We start from the raw sequence: 16,941 nt of genomic DNA, 5'->3' as shown, positions 1-16,941 counted from the left end.
GGCCGCCCTATGCTCGGCTCACCCCCCTTCCTCCAAGGCGCCGCCGTGTTCGCCAGCCTCTCTCTCCTGATCCGCCACCTGCTGGCCTGGGCCGCCGCGCTGGTTGTCGCCGGCATGGTCTGGAGCGGCATCTTCAGCGGCATGAACGATGGCCCGGGCTGGGTGTTCGGCCTGCTGGCGATGTTCCTGATGATTTCTGCGCTGGGCAGCGCGATCACCCATGTGCGGCGTGTCTGGCTGGTGGCCGGCCGGCTGGATTCGACCACGCTCTCGGGCCGCCAGCGCCGCCAGGTGGAACTGCCGATGGATGCCGGCCAGGCCTACGCCGTGGTGGAAGCGGCGATTGCCGAACTTCCGCGCGTGGAGGATGTGGAAAGCTCGGCCGGCAGCCTGCAGGTACGCGCCTACGTGCGCCGGGTCGATCTCTGGAATGGCCGCCAGCCCTCGCGCTGGAACCTGCCGGCGCGGCTGGCGATCAAGCGCAACAGCGTGCTGGCCACGGTCACGCCGGGGCAGGGCACCAGCACTGTCACGCTGTTGTTCGAACCGGACGCTGGCTGGTGGGCCGATCTGCTCGCGCTGGACGAGGGCAGCAACTTCGAGAACGCCGAAGCGGTCACCCGCGCGATCAGCCGCCGCGTGGCCGACCAGCGCCGCGATGAGCAGGCCGCTGCCGAACAGACCCAGGTGGAAAAGGAACTGTCGGTCGCGCGCTTGAACCTGCTGCATGCGCAGGTGGAACCGCATTTCCTCTACAACACGCTGGCCAACGCGCAGGTGCTGACCCGCACCGATCCGGCGCGCGCCGAACAGATGCTTGGCCACCTGATCCAGTACCTGCGCAGCTCGCTGCCGCAGGTGGATGAGTCGGTGTCGACGCTGGGCGTGGAGCTGGAGCGTACGCGCGCCTACCTGGAGATCCTGCGCATCCGCATGGGCGCGCGGCTGGCGGTGGAAGTGCAGGTGCCGAATGAGCTGCATGGCGTGCACCTGCCGGCGATGGCGCTGCAGACGCTGGTGGAGAACGCGATCAAGCACGGCCTGGAACCCAAGCCCGGCGGCGGCACGATCTGGATACTGGCGCGTGGCTTCGATGACCACGTAACGGTGACCGTGGCCGACGATGGCCTCGGCTTCGGCCAGGGCACCAGTGGCACCGGCATCGGCCTGAAGAACCTGCGCGAGCGCCTGCGACTGACCTGCGGCGAGCAGGCCGGCGTGGCGATCGTTGCCAACTTCCCCAGCGGCGTGGCCGCAACCATGACCCTGCCGCAGACACACAAGGAGCGCAGCCATGCCGCTTGAAGCCCTCATTGCCGAAGACGAGGAACTGCTGCGGCAGTCACTGGTGGAACAGCTGCGCCGGTTGTGGCCGGAGCTGAAGCTGGTGGCCGAGTGCGAGGACGGTGCCAGTGCGCTGGAGCAGCTGGCCGAGAAGCAGCCGGATATTGCCTTCCTCGATATCCGCATGCCCGGCATCAGTGGCATCGAAGTTGCGCGTTCGCTGTTCGAGCTGAGCCCGCGCACCCAGGTGGTGTTTGTCACCGCCTACGACCAGTACGCCATCGACGCGTTCGAGCAGGGCGCGATGGATTACCTGCTGAAGCCGGTCAGTGACGAACGCCTGCTGGCCACGCGTGAGCGCATTCTGTCGCGGCTGCCATCGACGCGCCAGGATGACGCCGTGCTTGAACGCCTGCTGCAGCGGCTGGGTCCATCCCAGGGTGCTGCCGAACGCCCGCCGCTGGCCTGGATCACCGCCAGCAACGGCCGCGAGACGCAGTTGATCATGCTGGAGGACGTGGCCTACTTCCGCGCCGACAACAAGTACACCACCGTGGTGACGGCCGCAGGTGAGAGCCTGTTGCGCACACCGTTGCGCGAGCTGCTGGAAGTGCTCGACCCGCAGCACTTCCGCCAGATCCATCGTTCGACCATCGTCAACATGAAGGCGGTGGCGGCGGTCAGCCGCGACGATACCGGGCGTGGCGTGCTGCGGCTGCGAGGCCGCACGGAAACACTGGTGGTCAGCCAACCGTTCATGAGCCTGTTCCGCGGGATGTGATCCACGCAGGCTGCTGAAAGAACAATGCCACCGTGATCGCGCACGGTGGCATTGTGGGTCCCCCCGCTTTCCCCAAGGGTCAGTAGGCAGGCTGCAGTGTCAGGTCGTGGTGGTGCTCGTTCTCGCCCACGTGGTTGAGGCGGCCGACCAGCTCGGAGTGCTGCTTCATGCGCCCGATCTCGGTCATGATGCGGATGTCCTCGTGGCGCAGTTCGCGCTTGGCGGTGACCGCCTGCTTGTAGTCGAGCACTTCCGGGTAATGCTCGGCCAGGTCCAGTGCCTCGGCCACGTGCTCGACACTGTCGGCCTTGGAGCTGATGCGGGCGCGGCTGTTGAACGCCTTCATCCAGCGTTCGAAACCGGCAGTGCGGTCGAACATGTTGGCCATGAACCAGATCACGAACAGGATCGAGATCCATGAACCGAATACCACGACCACCCGGGTGAAGGTGATGTGGTAGTCATCGCGCCACAGGTAGTTGGTGATCAGGCCGAGGATCAGCAGCGAGGCCGCCTGCCAGCCGACGATCGAGGCGATCAGCCACTGGCACTTGGCCTGGGCCAGCACAGCCACTTCATCGCGGATCTGCTGCTCGCTGAGGCTGCGCCAGTGCGCGACCTGTTTTTCGAACGGGCTGCTGTAGAGCTCGTTGTCGCGAAGCAGTAGTCCCAAACCCTTGAACAAAGCAATCATGGCTGGCTCCTTGTGGAACGTGCGTCGATCAGCATTGGACGGTGTGGCGGGTTCAGTTCTAGCACTTCCAGCGAGCCGTGCAATGGGCGCAATGCCTAGCGGCGTAAGGGTTCTGTCTGAATGGGTGAATGTTGCTGCGCTGCAGCATCGCGGCCGCAGCCTGCGACAGGATGTCGCAGGGTGAAATGTGCTGCGGCCGCACATGAAACCGTGGCTGAGCGCGGAGACTCGCCGCCGGCGTCGTGATCGCCCAGAATCGGGGCCGACCGCGCAACGCGCGGCCGTACTCCCGCCTTTCCTGGACCTGTGATGCCGGCTCTGCTGCAGCGACTTTCCCGCCCCGTCACCGCGCCGATCCGGCGCTGGGTGCTGGAGGCTTTCCCGCGCGGCCAGAGCGGCATCGATTACGACCATCCGCTGGGCGACCCGGGCTGGTTCGGCCCGGACAGCGTCACTTGGCGGTTGCATGCCGAATTCCCCTCGATGCTTGCCGGCGGCTTGTGTGCGCTGATGTTGCAGACCTTGCACCCGCGCGCGCTGGCCGGGGTCTACGACTACTCCAATTTCCGCCAGGACCTGGTGGGTCGCCTGCGGCGCACCACAGCGTTCGTTGCAGGCACCAGCTACGCGCCCAGCGGTGAGGTGGAAGCGCTGGTGGCCAAGGTGCGTCGCATCCATGCGCGGATCCGCGGCCAGACCGCGCAGGGCGAGCCCTATGCCGCCGATGATCCGCAGCTGCTGACCTGGGTGCATGTGACCGAGGCGTTTGGTTTCCTGCAGGGCTTCCGCCGCTACGGGCGCGAGGTGCCGGCGCACATCGCCGATCGCTACTACGACGAGTACCGCCGGGTGGCCGAGGCGCTGGGCGCGGTGGATGTGCCGCGCAGTGAAGCCGAGGTGGCGGCGTACTTCTGTGCACGGCAACCGGAGTTGCGTGTGGACGAGCGCTCGCGCGAAGTGCTGGGGGTGTTGTCCGGCGTGCGCCTGCCGGTTCCGGTGCCAGGGTTGTCGCGCGAAGTGTTCCTGGGTGCAGGTGCGGCGCTGCTGCCGGACTGGGCCGAGGGCATGCTGAAACGCAATGGTCGCCAGCGTGCTCAGGCGGCAGCTTCAGCGAAGTTGATGCAGGGCATGGCGCCACTGTTCCGCCGCGCGCTGCCCGATGGCCTCGCCAGCCGTGCCTGCACGCGCATGGGCGTGCCGGTGGACGTCCTGCGCGAGTGGCCCACCGTTGCCTGGTAAATGCCAACCTTGGTTGACACGCTCGCACCATGGTTCTGGTAGGTGCCAACCTTGGTTGGCACGCATTTCGCGCGGTGCCGCAGAAGCGCCAACCAAGGTTGGCATCTACCAGAGCGGATTCTGCGGTAGATCCACGCCATGCGTGGATGAAGCCTTACCCGTCCACCTTCAACCCACGCAACAACACGTCCAGCGCCGCCGTCGCCTGCCGCAGGCGCGCATCACCCTCCTCTCCTTCGGCGATCCAGAACGCAGCCTCGGCCAGGCCGCCGTAGATCAACGACGCCAGTACCTGTGCATCCACCGGCGCCACCACGCCCTGCGCGATCAACTGTTCGATCAACCGCTGCATCGAGTGCACGCAGTGGCGCTGCGATTCCGGTGAGGCGCCACCGAGCACCGCGCGTGCATCGCGCAGCACGATGCGCTGGATCTCCGGTTCCAGTGCCATCTCGAGATAGGCGCGGCAACGCTGCACGAAGCCCTCCCAGGCATCGTCGGCGCCGTCGCTGATCGCCTGCAGGCGCTGGTCGGTCTCGGCATCCAGCTGGGCGACCACAGCCGCCAGCAGGCCCTTCTTGTCGCCGAAGTGGTGGTACAGCGCGCCACGGGTCAGCCCGGCCTGGGCGGTCAGGTCGTCCATCGAGGTGGCGGCATAGCCATGCTCGCTGAACACCCGGCGGGCGGTGGCCAGCAGGCTGGCGCGGGTTTCTTCCATCTCGGCGCGGGTGCGGCGGACCATCCGGAGCTCCTTACATACGAATTGCATGATTATTTACATACGGCGCGTATGAATGTAACCTCTTATTCATACGCTCTGTATGTATTGTCGTGGCGCCGGGTGCGCCAGGCAAGCCGCTGCCCTGGAGATCCTGATGGCCACCCCCTATCGCGACCTGTTCGCGGCCCCCGGCACCGCCGGCCTCGCCCTGGCCGGGCTGCTGGCACGCCTGCCGCTGCCGATGATCGGCATCGGCATCATCACCCTGCTGTCGCAGCTGCGCGGCAGCTACGCATTGGCTGGTGCGGTGTCGGCCACCTTCGTGCTGACCTACGCGCTGCTGTCACCGCAGGTGTCGCGCTGGGTCGACCGCCACGGCCAGGGCAGGGTGCTGCCGTGGGCGGCCGCAGCCAGCGCGGCCGGTCTGCTGCTGCTGCTCGCGTGCACGCTGCTGGCCGCGCCCGACTGGACGCTGTTCATTGCGGCGATGCTGGCCGGCTGCATGCCCAGCGTGTCGGCGATGGTGCGCGCGCGCTGGACCGCGATCCATCGCGGCCGCGCGCAGCTACAGACCGCGTATTCGCTGGAGACCGTGTTCGACGAGGTGACCTTCATCGCCGGGCCACCGCTGTCGGTGGGATTGTCGGTTGCGGTGTGGCCGCAGGCGGGCGTGCTGGCGGCAGCGTTGCTGCTGGTGATTGGAGTGGCCGCACTGGTAATGCAGCGTGGCACCGAGCCGCCGCTGCAGCACCGCGAAGGTGCCGCACCCTCGCGTTCGTTGCTACGGCAGCCGGAGATCCGCCTGCTGGCGTTGCTGATGCTGGCGATGGGCTTGATTGTCGGCACCGTCGACATCACCAGCGTGGCGTTCGCCGAAGAGCGGGGCCAGCCGCTTGCCGCCAGCGCGGTGCTGTCGGCCTATGCGCTGGGCAGCTGCACAGCGGGCCTGCTGTTCGGTGCACTGAAGCTGCAGGCACCGTTGCCGCGCCTGTTGCTGGCCGGCGCAGCGGCCACCGCACTGACCACGTTGCCGTTGCTGTGGGCGGGCAACCTGCCTGCACTGGCCGTGGCCGTGCTGCTGGCCGGCGCGTTCTTCGCGCCGACGATGATCGTGGCGATGTCTCTGGTCGAGCAATGCGTGCCGGCAGCACGCCTCACTGAGGGCATGACCTGGCTGTTGGCCGGCCTGAACATCGGTGTCGCGCTGGGTGCGGCGGTGTCGGGCCAGGTGGTCGATGCCGCGGGCGTGCGCCCGGGCTTTCTCGTTGCGTTGATCGCCGGCGCCTGCGTGCTGTTGATCGCGATACTCGCGCAGCGCGCAATGCATCGCGCGCGCGTACCTGGCTGTGCTGCGGAGGCCACCGCAAGGACGTAGATCCACCCCATGGGTGGATGGCGTGGATAGATGCCAACCAAGGTCGGCACCCACCAGAAAATGAAACGGGCGCCTTGCGGCGCCCGTTCCCGTTACATCACCACACCTTGACCCGCTTGTCCGGGGCCAGGTACAGCTTCTGGCCTTCCTTCACTTCGAACGCCGGGTACCAGGCGTCGATATTGCGCACGGTCAGTGCGCGGAACTGGCCTGGTGCATGCACATCGGTCAGCAGCGAATTGCGCAGCGCCTGCTCGCGGCTCTTGCTGCGCCAGGCCTGGGCGAAGCCGAGGAAGAAGCGCTGGTCCGGGGTGAAGCCTTCCAGGGTCTGCCCCGGCTTGCCCTGCAGCGACAGCTGGTAGGCGTCGTAGGCGGTGCCCAGGCCGGCCACGTCGGCGATGTTCTCGCCCAGGGTCAGCTTGCCGTTCACATGCACGCCCGGGAACGGCGCGTAGCTGCTGAACTGCGCGGCCAGCGCATCGCCAGCAGCGTTGAACTGCTTCAGGTCCTCGGCGGTCCACCAGTTGTGCAGCTTGCCGGTTTCATCGAACAGCGCACCGGCGTTGTCGAAGCCGTGGCTGATCTCATGGCCGATCACCGCGCCGATCGCACCGTAATTCACCGCGTCGTCGGCGGCACCGTCGAAGAACGGCGGCTGCAGGATCGCCGCCGGGAACACCAGGCGGTTTTCCAGCGGCACGTTCATCGCATTGATGGTCTGCGGCAGCATCGCCCACTCGCTGTGGTCGACCGGCTTGCCCAGCTTGGCGATGTTGCGCTGGTACTCGAACAGCTCGGCGCGCTGCGCATTGCCCAGTGCGTCATCGCGGCAGATCTCCAGGCCGGTGTAATCGCGCCACTTCTCCGGGTAGCCCATGCCCACGGTCAGGCCGGCCACCTTGGCCTTGGCATGCGCCTTGGTCTGCGGCGACATCCACGACAGTGCATCGATGCGCTTGGCGAAGGCGGCGATGATGTTCTTCGCCATCTCGTCCGCGCGCTCCTTGGTCTTCGCGTCGAAGTGCTTCTCGACGTAGCGCTTGCCGATGGCTTCGCCGACGGCATGGTTGGCATCGTCCACCGCGCGCTTCCAGCGGTCGCTCTGCTGCGGCGTGCCGCTCAGCGCGGTGCCGTGGAAGGCGAAGCGGGCATCGGCGAACTTCTTCGGCAGGTAGGCGGCGGCACGGTCCAGTGCGTGGAAGGCCAGGTAGTCCTTCCAGACGTCCAGCGGCTCTGTGGCGACCAGCTTGGACAGGCCGGCCACGGCCTTGGGCTGCCACACGATGAAGTCCTGCTGGTCGCCCAGCACGGCCGCATCAAGGAAGGCGTTCCAGTCCATGCCCGGTGCCTTGGCGTTGAAATCGGCCTGGGTCCACGGGTTGGCACCCTTGGTCACGTCGTTGGTTTCTTCCTGGGTGACGTGCGCCTGCGCGATCTTCGTTTCCAGCGCGAGGATGCGCTGCGCCTTGCCGGCCGGGTCGGCGACGCCGGCCAGCTGCAGCATCTGCGCGATGTAGGCCTGGTACTGCTTGCGCAGCTCGGCCATGCGGCCGTCACCGAGGTAGAAGTCGCGGTCGGGCATGCCAAGGCCACCCTGCACCAGGTAGGGAGCGTTGCGGTCCGGCTGCAGCATGTCCACCGACACCCACAGGCCGAACAGGCGGTCGGTGTAGAAGTTGGTGGCGTTGAGCAGGTCGACGTCGGCGCGCATGTCGCCGCCGAGGGTGCGGGCCAGGCCGGCCTTGTCGACGATCGCATCGATGGCCTTCAGCTGCGGCTGCACCGGGGCGATGCCATGTTGCTCGATGCCGGCTTCATCCATGTAGGCGGCGTAGTAGTCGCCGATCAGCTTGTCGTCACCGCTGGCCTGTGCATTGCCGGCGGCGCCTTCGAGGATGGCGCGGGTGTCGGCAAGGGTCTTCTCGGCAATGACGTTGAAGCTGCCGAAGCGCGAACGGTCGGCCGGAATCTCGGTGTTCTTCACCCAGGTGCCGTTGGCGAAGCCGAAGAAGTCATCGCCGGCCGCGATGCTGCGGTCCATGCCGCTGGCATCGAAGCCGAAGCTGCCCAGCATCGGCTTGGCCGCAGCGGGGGCAGCCTCGGCGGGCTTGGCGGTGCCACCGGCCGGATCGGCCGGACGGTCGCAGGCAGCCAGGGACAGGCTGGCAACGATGGCCAGTGCCAGGGTGGGACGGCGCAGCTTGGACATGGACTTCTCTTGCAGCGGAAAACCCCAAGTCTAATCCGCTGCGGCCCGGCTGGCCCTCCCTGTGGCTGGCCGGTCCTGTGCAGGATCTGGCTGAACGCGCCGAAGCGATCTTCACGCCGTCACCGGGGTGGTGCATGCTGGGCCCTGGAGCCCTGCGCGGACACGGGGAGGTGGCCATGCAGGACGGGGTCAGGCGTCAAGAATGGCGTTCGCCGGCCGTTGAGGTCGGGGATGTGGAGGATTCGTTCGCGCATGAAGCCAGCCGACTGCACAAGGAAGCTCGACCGATGCCCGCGCTGAAGCGGGCGTTGGCCCGTCCGTTGCGTGCCATCACCTGGGGCGGCGTGCTGCTGGGCCTGTTGCTGGTGGCCGGATTGGCCACCATGCTGGCCAACGACCATCACCGTCGCCTGGAGGCCGCGCAGCGGCAGAGCCGGGCGCTGGCGGTGGGCAGCGAGCGCCTGCTGGCGCTGGAGCTGCGCAACCTGGAGCGGGCGATGTCCGGCATCGCCGCCGATGCCGCTGAACTGTTCCGCACCGTGCCGTCACAGGCGCCGGCACTGCTGGATGCTGCCATCGGTGGCGTGCTGCGCCGCCACGCTGAACTGCAAAGCATCGTGGTGCTGGACAGCCACGGGCGCGCGCTGACCGCCGGCCGCGGCGACCTGCAGCTGCCGCTGTGGACTGACCCGCTGCGCCGCGGGCAGGGCAGCGCGATGTACATCGGGCCGCCGCAGCGGGCCAGCGATGGCGGCTGGGTGGTGCCGCTGGCACTGCCGATGGCCGGTGAACGCTGGCTGTTGGCGCGGCTGCGCTGTGGTGAACTGCAGCGCATCGCCGGCGGCCTGGATGTGGGGCCCAACGGGCTGGTCTCGATCAGCGATGCCGAGGGTTACATGCTGGCGCGCGTGCCCGATCCGCATGGCACCGTCGGTCGCCGCTACGACCTGCCGCGGCGTGACCTGCTCGGCAAGCAGGCGGTGGTCGAGCTCGGCAGCCTGCCCGGCGTGGTCGACGGTGTGCCGCGCATCACCACCATCAGCACGCTCGACCGCAGTCCGCTGGCGGTGCAGATCGGCTTGGCCGATGAAGACGTGCTGGCGCCATGGTGGCCCTACCTGCAGGCGTCGGTGGTGATTGTGCTGGCCTACATCGCGGTGCTGCTGGTGCTGCTGTATGCGGTGCGCCGTACGACCCGCCGCCAGCAATCGATGGCCGAGGAACTGAAGGCGGGCCATGCCGAGCTGCGCCTGGCCCATCAGGTCGGCCGTGTCTGTACCTGGTACGTGGACGAGGATGCCGCGCTGCTGCGCTGGTCACCGCTGGCGCGCGAGATCTTCGGCGTGCAGACCGATGCGCTGCCGGTAGCCGACTTCTTCGCCCGCGTGCATCGTGATGATGCCGCGCGCCTGCAGCAGGCCTTTGACCAGGCCTTCGCCGGTGGTGCAGTGCTCGACCAGGTGTTTCGCCTGGTGCTGCCCGGTGGTGAAGTGCGCTGGGTGGGTGCGCGCGGGCAACGGGTGGAGGTGGCCGACAGCGAGCGCCGCATGATCGGCGCGCTGACCGACCTGAGCGAGCGCTACCAGGCGCGCGAGCAGATGAGCGAAGTGGAACGCCGTTTCCGCCTGCTGTTCGATCGCAACCCGGCGCCATTCTGGGTGTTCGACCCGGACACGCTGCGCTTCATCGAGGTCAACGATGCCGCGGTGCGCCAGTACGGCTACAGCCGCGAGGAATTCCTGGCGATGAGCATCCTCGACATCCGCCCGCGCGAGGGCTGGGACGAGGTGAAAGGAGCGATCGCCAAGGCCCGCGTTGGTGAACTGCAGGATGCGGCGGTGCGCCTGCACCGGCGCAAGGACGGCAGCGTGTTCGAAGTGCGCGCACACTTGTCCAAACTCGATTTCGACGGACAGCCCGCGTGCCTGGTGCTGGCCGAGGATGTCAGCGAACGGTTGGCCTACGAACGCGACCTGGCCTACCAGGCACGGCACAACCCGGCCACCGGCCTGCTCAACGTACGTGCATTGACCGACCAGCTGGATGAGCAGGACGAGGGCTACACCATCGCCTTCGTGCAGCTGCGCGGCCTGCAGCTGGTGGCCGATACGCTGGGCCGCGAGATCGGCGATGCCGTGCTGCAATCGATGGCGACCCGGCTCGGTGGGTTGGGCGCGCGCTGCGGCACGCTGGCGTTCCAGCCGGCCGAGGACTTCGTGTTCGCTATCGGTGCCGAACACGATACCCAGCGCGTGCTGGACGACCTGCTGCAGATCGTGTCAGCGCCGATGCGCGGCAAGGATTCACTGCACCAGTTCGAGCCGCGCATTGGCGTGGCAGTGCACGTCGCCGGTGACGGCCACAGCGCCGAGCAGGTGATCGGCATGGCGGCGCAGGCCGCGCATGCAGCGCGTGCCGAGGGCAACGTCGTGGTCTGGTTCGACGCAGCGGTGACAACGCGGCTGGCCGACCGGCTGCGCCTGGCCGGGCGCATCCATGCGGCCATCGACAACGAGTTCCAGCTGTATTTCCAGCCGATCCGGCATGCCAGCGATGGCAGCCCTGCGGCGTTGGAGGCGCTGCTGCGCTGGCCGCAGGCTGATGGCAGCTTCATCCCGCCCAATGAGTTCATCCAGCTGTGCGAGGAGACCGGGTTGATCCTGGCACTGGGGCGCTGGGTGATCCGCGCGGCAGCGAAGGCACAGCGGCGGTTGGTCGAGGCCGGTTGGGGCGAGCTGCCGATTGCCGTCAACGTCTCGGCCGTGCAGTTCTTCAACAGCGATCTGGTGGCCGAGTTCACCCGCGCCCAGCAGGAGTTCGGGCTGGCGCGGGGTGCGCTGCATGTGGAGCTGACCGAGAGCAGCCTGATGCGCAAGCCGGCACAAGCGATGCAGACCATGCAGCGCCTGCACGAGCAGGGCATCAGCGTGTCGCTGGATGATTTCGGCACCGGCTATTCCAGCATGTCCTACCTGCAGCACCTGCCGCTGGACATCCTGAAGATCGATCGCAGCTTCGTGGCGGACGTGGAAACCAACCCGCGCAATGCCTCGATCTGCCGCGCGCTGCTGTCGCTGGGCCACAGCATGGGCCTGACCATCATCGCCGAAGGCGTGGAGACGCCGGGGCAACTGGACTGGCTGGCCGCGCATGGCTGCGACCAGGTGCAGGGCTACCTGCTGGGGCGACCGGCGCCGCTGGAACAGATCATCGATGCGCTGGACGAGGTGGCGGCCTAGGTCGCGCGCCGGACAAGGAGCCGGCGACGTGTAGTGTAGAGTCGACTGTTAGTCGACTGCTCTTGTTAGTCGACTGCTCTTGTTAGTCGACTGCTCTTGGCGTTTGGCAGAAAGACGCGCGCTACGCGCGGGAGTCGACTGACAGTCGACTCTACCGGGCCATATCCGCCGGAAACATCGGCGGATCCATGCGCCGGTAGCGCCGGGCCATACCTGGCGGACGCCCCCTTACACCCCGGCTTCCACCAGGTGATCGATGAAACTGCGCACCTTCGGTGCCAGGTGGCTGCGGCTGGTGTAGACGGCGAAGATGCCGATCGGCGCCGCCTCCCAGTCCGGCAGGATGCGCACCAGGCGGCCCTCGGCTAGTGCATCCTGCAGCAGGAAGTCCGGCTGCAGGATCACCCCCATGCCGGCGATCGCCGCTTCGCGCAGCACATCACCGTTGTTGGCGTGCAGCAGGCTGCTCACCGCCACCTTCACTTCGCCACCAGGCCCCTGCAGCGGCCAGTGGTCACCGGCGGCCCAGTAGCTGTAGCTCAGGCAGGCGTGCGCCTGCAGCTCCTGCGGTGTCTGTGGCGTGCCATGCGCGGCCAGGTACGACGGTGCGGCGCACAGGCTCACCCGCGATTCGCCCAGGCGGCGCGCGATCAGCGCCGGGCTCGGTTCGCGGGTGATGCGGATGGCGACGTCGTAGCCTTCCTCCACCATGTCCACCAGCCGATCAGACAGCGCCAGATCCAGTTCCACCTGCGGAAAGCGCTGGCGGTAGCTGGCCAGCAGTGGCCCCATCCGGGCGATGCCCCAGCTGACCGGTGCGTTGATGCGCAGGGTGCCGGAGGGCTCAAGCGCCTGCGCGCCGATGCTGGCCTCCAGCGCGTCGAACTCGGCCAGCAGGCGCACGCACTGGGCGTAGTAGGCGGCGCCGGCACTGGTTGGGCTGACCCGGCGCGTGGTGCGGTGGAGCAGGCGGGTGGACAGGCGTTTTTCCAGCGCGGCGACCTGGCGGGTGACCCCGGCGGTGGACATGTCCAGGGCCTGGGCGGCGGCGCTGAAGCCGTTGCGCTCGACCACCGCCACGAATACGCGCATCGCCTCAAGGGTGTCCATTGTTGCGCCATTTGAAATAAATACGGTCAAACGATCGTATTTATCGGTCTGTGAAGGCGCAATAACCTGTGTCCATTCCTTCCGAGGTGCCTCCCCATGCACACCACGATCGCTCCTGTTTCTTCGCTGGCCCCGTATGGCGCCACCCTGCTGCGCCTGGCCCTGGGCGTGCTGTTCCTGGTCCACGCGCTGACCAAGCTGCTGGTGTTCACCCCGGCCGGAACCGCCGCGTTCTTCGAGTCGATCGGCCTGCCCGGCGTGTTCGGCTACGTAACTATTGCGGTCGAGCTGGCGATCACCGCCGCGCTGCTGCTGGGCATCTACGCGCGCTGGGTCGGCCTGGTCGGCGTGCCCCTGTTGCTGGGCACCATCGTCACCGTGCACGGCGCCAATGGCTTCAGCTTCGCCAACGTCGGCGGTGGCTGGGAATACCCGGCCTTCTGGGCGCTGGCGCTGGTGGTGCTGTTCCTGATCGGCGATGGCAAGTGGACCCTGCGTTCGCGCTGATCGCCGCCTGATCCTGCAACTGGAGAATTCCATGTCCCGCCTGCCTTCGTTGTACATCTCGCATGGTTCGCCGATGACCGCCCTGCATCCGGGCCAGGTCGGTGTGCGCCTTGCCGAGCTGGCGCAGGATCTGCCAACCCCGCGCGCCATCGTGATGGCCTCGGCGCACTGGCTGGGCCGGCAGCCGCTGGTCGGCGCGCATCCGCAGCCGCCGACCATCCACGACTTCGGTGGCTTCCCGCGCGCGCTGTTCGAACTGCAGTACCCGGCGCCGGGTGATCCGGCACTGGCCGAAGAAGTGGCCGGCCGCATCGCCGCCGCCGGCCTGCCGGTGGCCATCGACCCGCAGCGTGGCCTCGACCACGGCGCGTGGGTGCCGCTGCGCTTGCTGCGCCCGCAGGCCGATGTCCCGGTGGTGCCGCTGTCGATCCAGCCGCTGCTTGGCCCCGAGCATCAGTTCGCGCTGGGCCGTGCATTGGCGCCGCTGCGCGAGCAGGGCGTGCTGTTGGTCGGCTCGGGCAGCATCACCCACAACCTGCACGACTGGGGCGACTACCAGGACGGCAAGGAAGCGCCTTACGTGCGCCCCTTCATCGAGTGGGTGGAGCAGCGGCTGGCCGCCGACGACCGCCAGGCGCTGCTCGACTATCGCCGCCAGGCGCCGTTTGCCGAGCGTGCGCACCCGACCGACGAGCACCTGCTGCCGCTGTTCTTCGCGATGGGCGCGGCGGGCGAGGGCGGCTTCGGTGCACGTCGCATCGATGCCGGCATCGACGCCGGTTTCCTGGCCATGGACCTGTACCGCTTCGATGGGGCGGCATGAGCCGGGGCTGACGCCGGGCCATCCCCGTCGTCGCGCCTGCAGCCGCATGTGGTAGTTTTTTCCGGGTTTCCGGCGCTGGCTCCCGAGCCGCCCCCCGCGCCGCTTCCTGGAAGAAGCATGCATACCATTGAAGTCGTCCTGGCGATGCTGGTAGCCGTTGTCGCCAGCGGCTACCTGGTTCGCGTCCTGCCGTTCTCGTTGCCGCTGCCGCTGGTGCAGATCGGCCTGGGCGCGGTCATCGCCGGGGTGTTCAACCGCGGCCACGCGCTGGAGCCGGAAGTGTTCTTCCTGCTGTTCCTGCCGCCGCTGCTGTTCCTGGATGGCTGGCGCATTCCCAAGCAGGGCCTGTTCCGCGACAAGGGCGCGATCCTCGAGCTGGCCTTCGGCCTGGTGGTATTCACCGTGATCGGCGCCGGCTTCCTGATCCACTGGCTGATTCCGGTGATGCCGCTGGCGGTGTGCTTCGCACTGGCGGCGATCGTGTCGCCCACCGATCCGGTGGCAGTCGGTGCGATCGCCTCCAAGGCACCGATTCCGAAGCGGCTGATGCACATCCTGGAAGGCGAGTCGCTGCTCAACGATGCGTCCGGCCTGGTCTGCTTCCGCTTCGCAGTGGCGGCGGTGATGACCGGCACCTTCTCGCTGGCCACGGCGTCGCTGACCTTCGTGTGGGTGGCGGTGGCCGGCCTGGCGGTGGGCGTGGCGGTCACTTTGGGTGTGTCCACGTTCCAGCGCTGGCTGTGGCGCCGTTTCGGTGAAGAGCCCGGCGCGGCGATGCTGGTCAACCTGCTCATCCCGTTCGCGGCCTACCTGTTGGCCGAAGAAATCCATGCCTCGGGCATTCTCGCCGCGGTCGCCGCCGGCATCGCGATGAGCTACGTGGAGCTGACCGGCCGCGTCTCCGGCAGCATGCGCGTGCAGCGCGCCGGGGTCTGGAACATGCTGCAGTTCAGCTTCAACGGCATCATGTTCGTGCTGCTGGGCGAGCAGCTGCCGGGCATCGTCGAACGTGCCACCACCACCATGAACGAAAGCGGCCACCAGAGCGCGTGGTGGCTGCTGGTGTACGTGGTGGTGATCAACCTGGCACTGATCACGCTGCGCCTGCTGTGGGTGTGGCTGTCGCTGCGCTGGAACCTGCTGCGTGCGCGGCGCCGCGGCCTGGAGCGCGGCGAGGCGCCGAACTGGCGCATCGTGGTGGCGACCTCGGTGGCCGGCGTGCGCGGTGCGATCACCCTGGCCGGTGTGTTGACCCTGCCGCTGTTCCTGCCCGATGGCAGCGCGTTCCCGGCGCGTGACCTGGTGATCTTCCTGGCCGCGTCGGTGATCCTGTTCTCGCTGCTGGGCGCCAGCATCGCGCTGCCGCAGCTGCTGAAGGGCCTGCAGCTGCCGGCCGATTCGGGCGAGCGCAAGGAAGAGGACCTGGCGCGCCGGCTGTCGTCGAAGGCCGCGCTGGCCGGGGTCGAGCGCATGCGCCAGCAGCTGGTGATGAACCAGAATACCGAGAACGTGCAGCTGTACAACGACGCTGCGTCGCGGGTGAGCCTGCTGTACCAGCGCCACCTGGAGCGCGACAGTGATGGGCCCGACGTGGACCCGGAGAAGGTGCGGCGCATGGAGATGGGCTACCGCCAGCTGCGCAGCGCCGGCCTCAATGCCGAGCGCGAGGAACTGTTCCGGCTGACCCGGCGCGGGGTGATCTCCGATGAGATCTCGCGGCGCCTGATCCGCAACCTGGACCTGCTGGAATCGCGCAAGCGCGAGTGATGCCCGGGCCGGGCCGTGCTGGCGCCGATGCGGATCCGGCCTTGGAATGTAGAGCCGAGCCTATGCTCGGCTGCTGTTGCTTCAGGCGTCATGAACCCGGAACGAAAAGCAGCCGAGCATGGGCTCGGCTCTACATGCCGGTGCTGCTTACTCCGGCTTCTGGTCCAGGAAATACGCCTCGACCTTGCCCTTGACCTTGATGGTCATCGGGTTGCCGCGGCGGTCGCGGGCCTTGCCGGCCTGCACGCGGATCCAGCCTTCGCTGATCGAGTATTCCTCGACGTTGTCGCGCTCGACTTCGTTGAAACGCACGCCGACGCCACGCTCCAGCGCCTGCGCATCATGGAAGGGGCTGGCCGGGTTGATCGCCAGGTGGTCGGGAGGGGTATCGCTCATCGCTTCATTCACAGTGACGGCCACCAAGGCCGGCTTCAGCGGCACAGGATAAACCGTAGAATGCCGGCCTGCCCCAGAGGAAGTTCCGCCATGCCTGACAACAGCGACTATTTCGACTTCGAGGAAGACATCCACGACTTCGACGAAGATGGCTTCGAGGCGCGGGTCTGGAACCTGCTGGTACTGATCAACCCGGGCGACGAGGAACTGGCCCTGCAGCAGTTCAACCGCTGGCGCGAGCATCTGGCCGAGGACGGGCAGCCGCTGGAAGCGGACAGCGACTGGCTGCCGGCCCTGTTCACGGCCATTGCCTGGCAGTCCGGTTTCGAGGTGGAACGTGATGACCTGGAATCGCTGCAGTCGGCGGTGAACGAGCTGTCGGCGCGCTTCAACCTGCAGCTGGACTGGGGCGGCGACCTGGACGACGAGGACTTCGCCGAAGGCCTGGACGGCGTGCAGCTGATGTCCACCGCCTTCGACCGCCTGCGCGAGCACAACTACACGCTGTGGAGCGTGGATGCCGGCAGCGACGGCTTCACCGGGGTGATGGCATTGACCCGCGACGACGACGCGATGCTGGCGCTGTGCTCGCTGCTGAACGTGGAAATCCGGCTGGGCAGCGACCCGTTCTGAGCAGGACGGCAGCGCTGCGCATGTAGAGCCGAGCCCGCGCCCGGCTGCAGTCCGTTCTCTTGTAGAGCCCAGCCCCACCTCCCCTCCCGCCCGCGGCCACGCCCCGCCCCCGGGCCCGCCCCGGCCGGGGGGGCCCGCCCCGCGGCCCTCGCCCCCTGCCGGG

At 67.7% G+C, this 16,941-nt stretch carries 14 protein-coding genes; 9 read left to right on the top strand and 5 right to left on the bottom strand.

What is annotated here, in order from left to right; genetic code table 11:
* Positions 1-45: 45 nt before the first annotated feature.
* Positions 46-1,305: a sensor histidine kinase gene (locus QRO91_RS10805; RefSeq protein ID WP_005407896.1), complete on the top strand. Its 1,260-nt coding sequence runs from the start codon at positions 46-48 to the stop codon at positions 1,303-1,305.
* Complete coding sequence (locus QRO91_RS10800) at positions 1,295-2,065, top strand: LytTR family DNA-binding domain-containing protein (RefSeq protein WP_049432371.1); 771 nt, start codon at positions 1,295-1,297, stop codon at positions 2,063-2,065. The genes QRO91_RS10805 and QRO91_RS10800 overlap by 11 nt, the downstream gene beginning before the upstream one ends.
* A gap of 79 nt (positions 2,066-2,144) precedes the next feature.
* On the opposite strand, the gene QRO91_RS10795 is transcribed toward QRO91_RS10800, so the two are convergent.
* A complete protein-coding gene (locus QRO91_RS10795) occupies positions 2,145-2,759 on the bottom strand; it encodes a hypothetical protein (RefSeq protein ID WP_049432369.1) in 615 nt (204 codons plus the stop codon).
* 309 nt (positions 2,760-3,068) lie between these two features.
* Between QRO91_RS10795 and QRO91_RS10790 the strand changes: the two genes are divergently transcribed.
* A complete protein-coding gene (locus QRO91_RS10790) occupies positions 3,069-3,998 on the top strand; it encodes an oxygenase MpaB family protein (protein WP_197650953.1) in 930 nt (309 codons plus the stop codon).
* A gap of 154 nt (positions 3,999-4,152) precedes the next feature.
* On the opposite strand, the gene QRO91_RS10785 is transcribed toward QRO91_RS10790, so the two are convergent.
* On the bottom strand, positions 4,153-4,740 hold the full coding sequence (locus QRO91_RS10785) for a TetR/AcrR family transcriptional regulator (RefSeq protein ID WP_049432363.1): 588 nt from the start codon (positions 4,738-4,740) through the stop codon (positions 4,153-4,155).
* A gap of 133 nt (positions 4,741-4,873) precedes the next feature.
* On the opposite strand from QRO91_RS10785, the gene QRO91_RS10780 reads away from it, so the two are divergent.
* Positions 4,874-6,094, top strand: coding sequence for an MFS transporter (locus tag QRO91_RS10780; RefSeq protein WP_285310390.1), 1,221 nt, complete (start codon positions 4,874-4,876; stop codon positions 6,092-6,094).
* A gap of 97 nt (positions 6,095-6,191) precedes the next feature.
* Here QRO91_RS10780 and QRO91_RS10775 read toward each other — a convergent pair whose 3' ends face one another.
* Positions 6,192-8,303, bottom strand: a complete 2,112-nt coding sequence (locus QRO91_RS10775) for a M13 family metallopeptidase (RefSeq protein WP_285310389.1) — start codon at positions 8,301-8,303, stop codon at positions 6,192-6,194.
* 176 nt (positions 8,304-8,479) lie between these two features.
* Here QRO91_RS10775 and QRO91_RS10770 point away from each other — a divergent pair, with 176 nt between their 5' ends.
* Positions 8,480-11,542, top strand: a complete 3,063-nt coding sequence (locus QRO91_RS10770; protein ID WP_049432355.1) for an EAL domain-containing protein — start codon at positions 8,480-8,482, stop codon at positions 11,540-11,542.
* A 228-nt stretch (positions 11,543-11,770) separates the two neighbouring features.
* On the opposite strand, the gene QRO91_RS10765 is transcribed toward QRO91_RS10770, so the two are convergent.
* Positions 11,771-12,652 (bottom strand): LysR family transcriptional regulator, encoded by an 882-nt coding sequence (locus QRO91_RS10765; RefSeq protein WP_049432352.1) that lies wholly within the window; start codon positions 12,650-12,652, stop codon positions 11,771-11,773.
* Between the two features lie 96 nt (positions 12,653-12,748).
* On the opposite strand from QRO91_RS10765, the gene QRO91_RS10760 reads away from it, so the two are divergent.
* From QRO91_RS10760 to QRO91_RS10750, 3 genes are all read left to right on the top strand, one after another.
* The gene (locus QRO91_RS10760) at positions 12,749-13,159 is read left to right on the top strand and encodes a DoxX family protein (RefSeq protein ID WP_049432350.1); all 411 of its coding nucleotides are present in this window, start codon (positions 12,749-12,751) and stop codon (positions 13,157-13,159) included.
* A gap of 31 nt (positions 13,160-13,190) precedes the next feature.
* On the top strand, positions 13,191-13,982 hold the full coding sequence (locus QRO91_RS10755; protein WP_049432347.1) for a dioxygenase: 792 nt from the start codon (positions 13,191-13,193) through the stop codon (positions 13,980-13,982).
* A gap of 117 nt (positions 13,983-14,099) precedes the next feature.
* Entirely contained in the window at positions 14,100-15,749 is a 1,650-nt protein-coding gene (locus QRO91_RS10750) for a Na+/H+ antiporter (RefSeq protein ID WP_049432345.1), read from the top strand.
* Positions 15,750-15,896: 147 nt separating this feature from the next.
* Here QRO91_RS10750 and QRO91_RS10745 read toward each other — a convergent pair whose 3' ends face one another.
* A complete protein-coding gene (locus QRO91_RS10745; protein ID WP_197650959.1) occupies positions 15,897-16,145 on the bottom strand; it encodes a DUF3297 family protein in 249 nt (82 codons plus the stop codon).
* A gap of 90 nt (positions 16,146-16,235) precedes the next feature.
* Between QRO91_RS10745 and QRO91_RS10740 the strand changes: the two genes are divergently transcribed.
* Complete coding sequence (locus QRO91_RS10740) at positions 16,236-16,778, top strand: hypothetical protein (protein WP_012479021.1); 543 nt, start codon at positions 16,236-16,238, stop codon at positions 16,776-16,778.
* Positions 16,779-16,941: the final 163 nt, after the last annotated feature.

The sequence above is a fragment of the Stenotrophomonas maltophilia group sp. Smal32 genome (assembly GCF_030237085.1).
GTDB classification, from domain to species: Bacteria; Pseudomonadota; Gammaproteobacteria; order Xanthomonadales; family Xanthomonadaceae; genus Stenotrophomonas; species Stenotrophomonas maltophilia_Q.
This window is presented reverse-complemented; position numbering and strand designations above follow the sequence as displayed.

Excerpts from the sequence above, each read along its gene's own strand:
- QRO91_RS10800 (WP_049432371.1), top strand. The coding sequence starts at position 1,295 with ATGCCGCTTGAAGCCCTCATTGCCGAAGACGAGGAACTGCTGCGGCAG.
- QRO91_RS10795 (WP_049432369.1), bottom strand. The coding sequence starts at position 2,759 with ATGATTGCTTTGTTCAAGGGTTTGGGACTACTGCTTCGCGACAACGAG.
- QRO91_RS10790 (WP_197650953.1), top strand. The coding sequence starts at position 3,069 with ATGCCGGCTCTGCTGCAGCGACTTTCCCGCCCCGTCACCGCGCCGATC.
- QRO91_RS10785 (WP_049432363.1), bottom strand. The coding sequence starts at position 4,740 with ATGGTCCGCCGCACCCGCGCCGAGATGGAAGAAACCCGCGCCAGCCTG.
- QRO91_RS10780 (WP_285310390.1), top strand. The coding sequence starts at position 4,874 with ATGGCCACCCCCTATCGCGACCTGTTCGCGGCCCCCGGCACCGCCGGC.
- QRO91_RS10775 (WP_285310389.1), bottom strand. The coding sequence starts at position 8,303 with ATGTCCAAGCTGCGCCGTCCCACCCTGGCACTGGCCATCGTTGCCAGC.
- QRO91_RS10770 (WP_049432355.1), top strand. The coding sequence starts at position 8,480 with ATGCAGGACGGGGTCAGGCGTCAAGAATGGCGTTCGCCGGCCGTTGAG.
- QRO91_RS10765 (WP_049432352.1), bottom strand. The coding sequence starts at position 12,652 with ATGGACACCCTTGAGGCGATGCGCGTATTCGTGGCGGTGGTCGAGCGC.
- QRO91_RS10760 (WP_049432350.1), top strand. The coding sequence starts at position 12,749 with ATGCACACCACGATCGCTCCTGTTTCTTCGCTGGCCCCGTATGGCGCC.
- QRO91_RS10755 (WP_049432347.1), top strand. The coding sequence starts at position 13,191 with ATGTCCCGCCTGCCTTCGTTGTACATCTCGCATGGTTCGCCGATGACC.
- QRO91_RS10750 (WP_049432345.1), top strand. The coding sequence starts at position 14,100 with ATGCATACCATTGAAGTCGTCCTGGCGATGCTGGTAGCCGTTGTCGCC.
- QRO91_RS10745 (WP_197650959.1), bottom strand. The coding sequence starts at position 16,145 with ATGAGCGATACCCCTCCCGACCACCTGGCGATCAACCCGGCCAGCCCC.
- QRO91_RS10740 (WP_012479021.1), top strand. The coding sequence starts at position 16,236 with ATGCCTGACAACAGCGACTATTTCGACTTCGAGGAAGACATCCACGAC.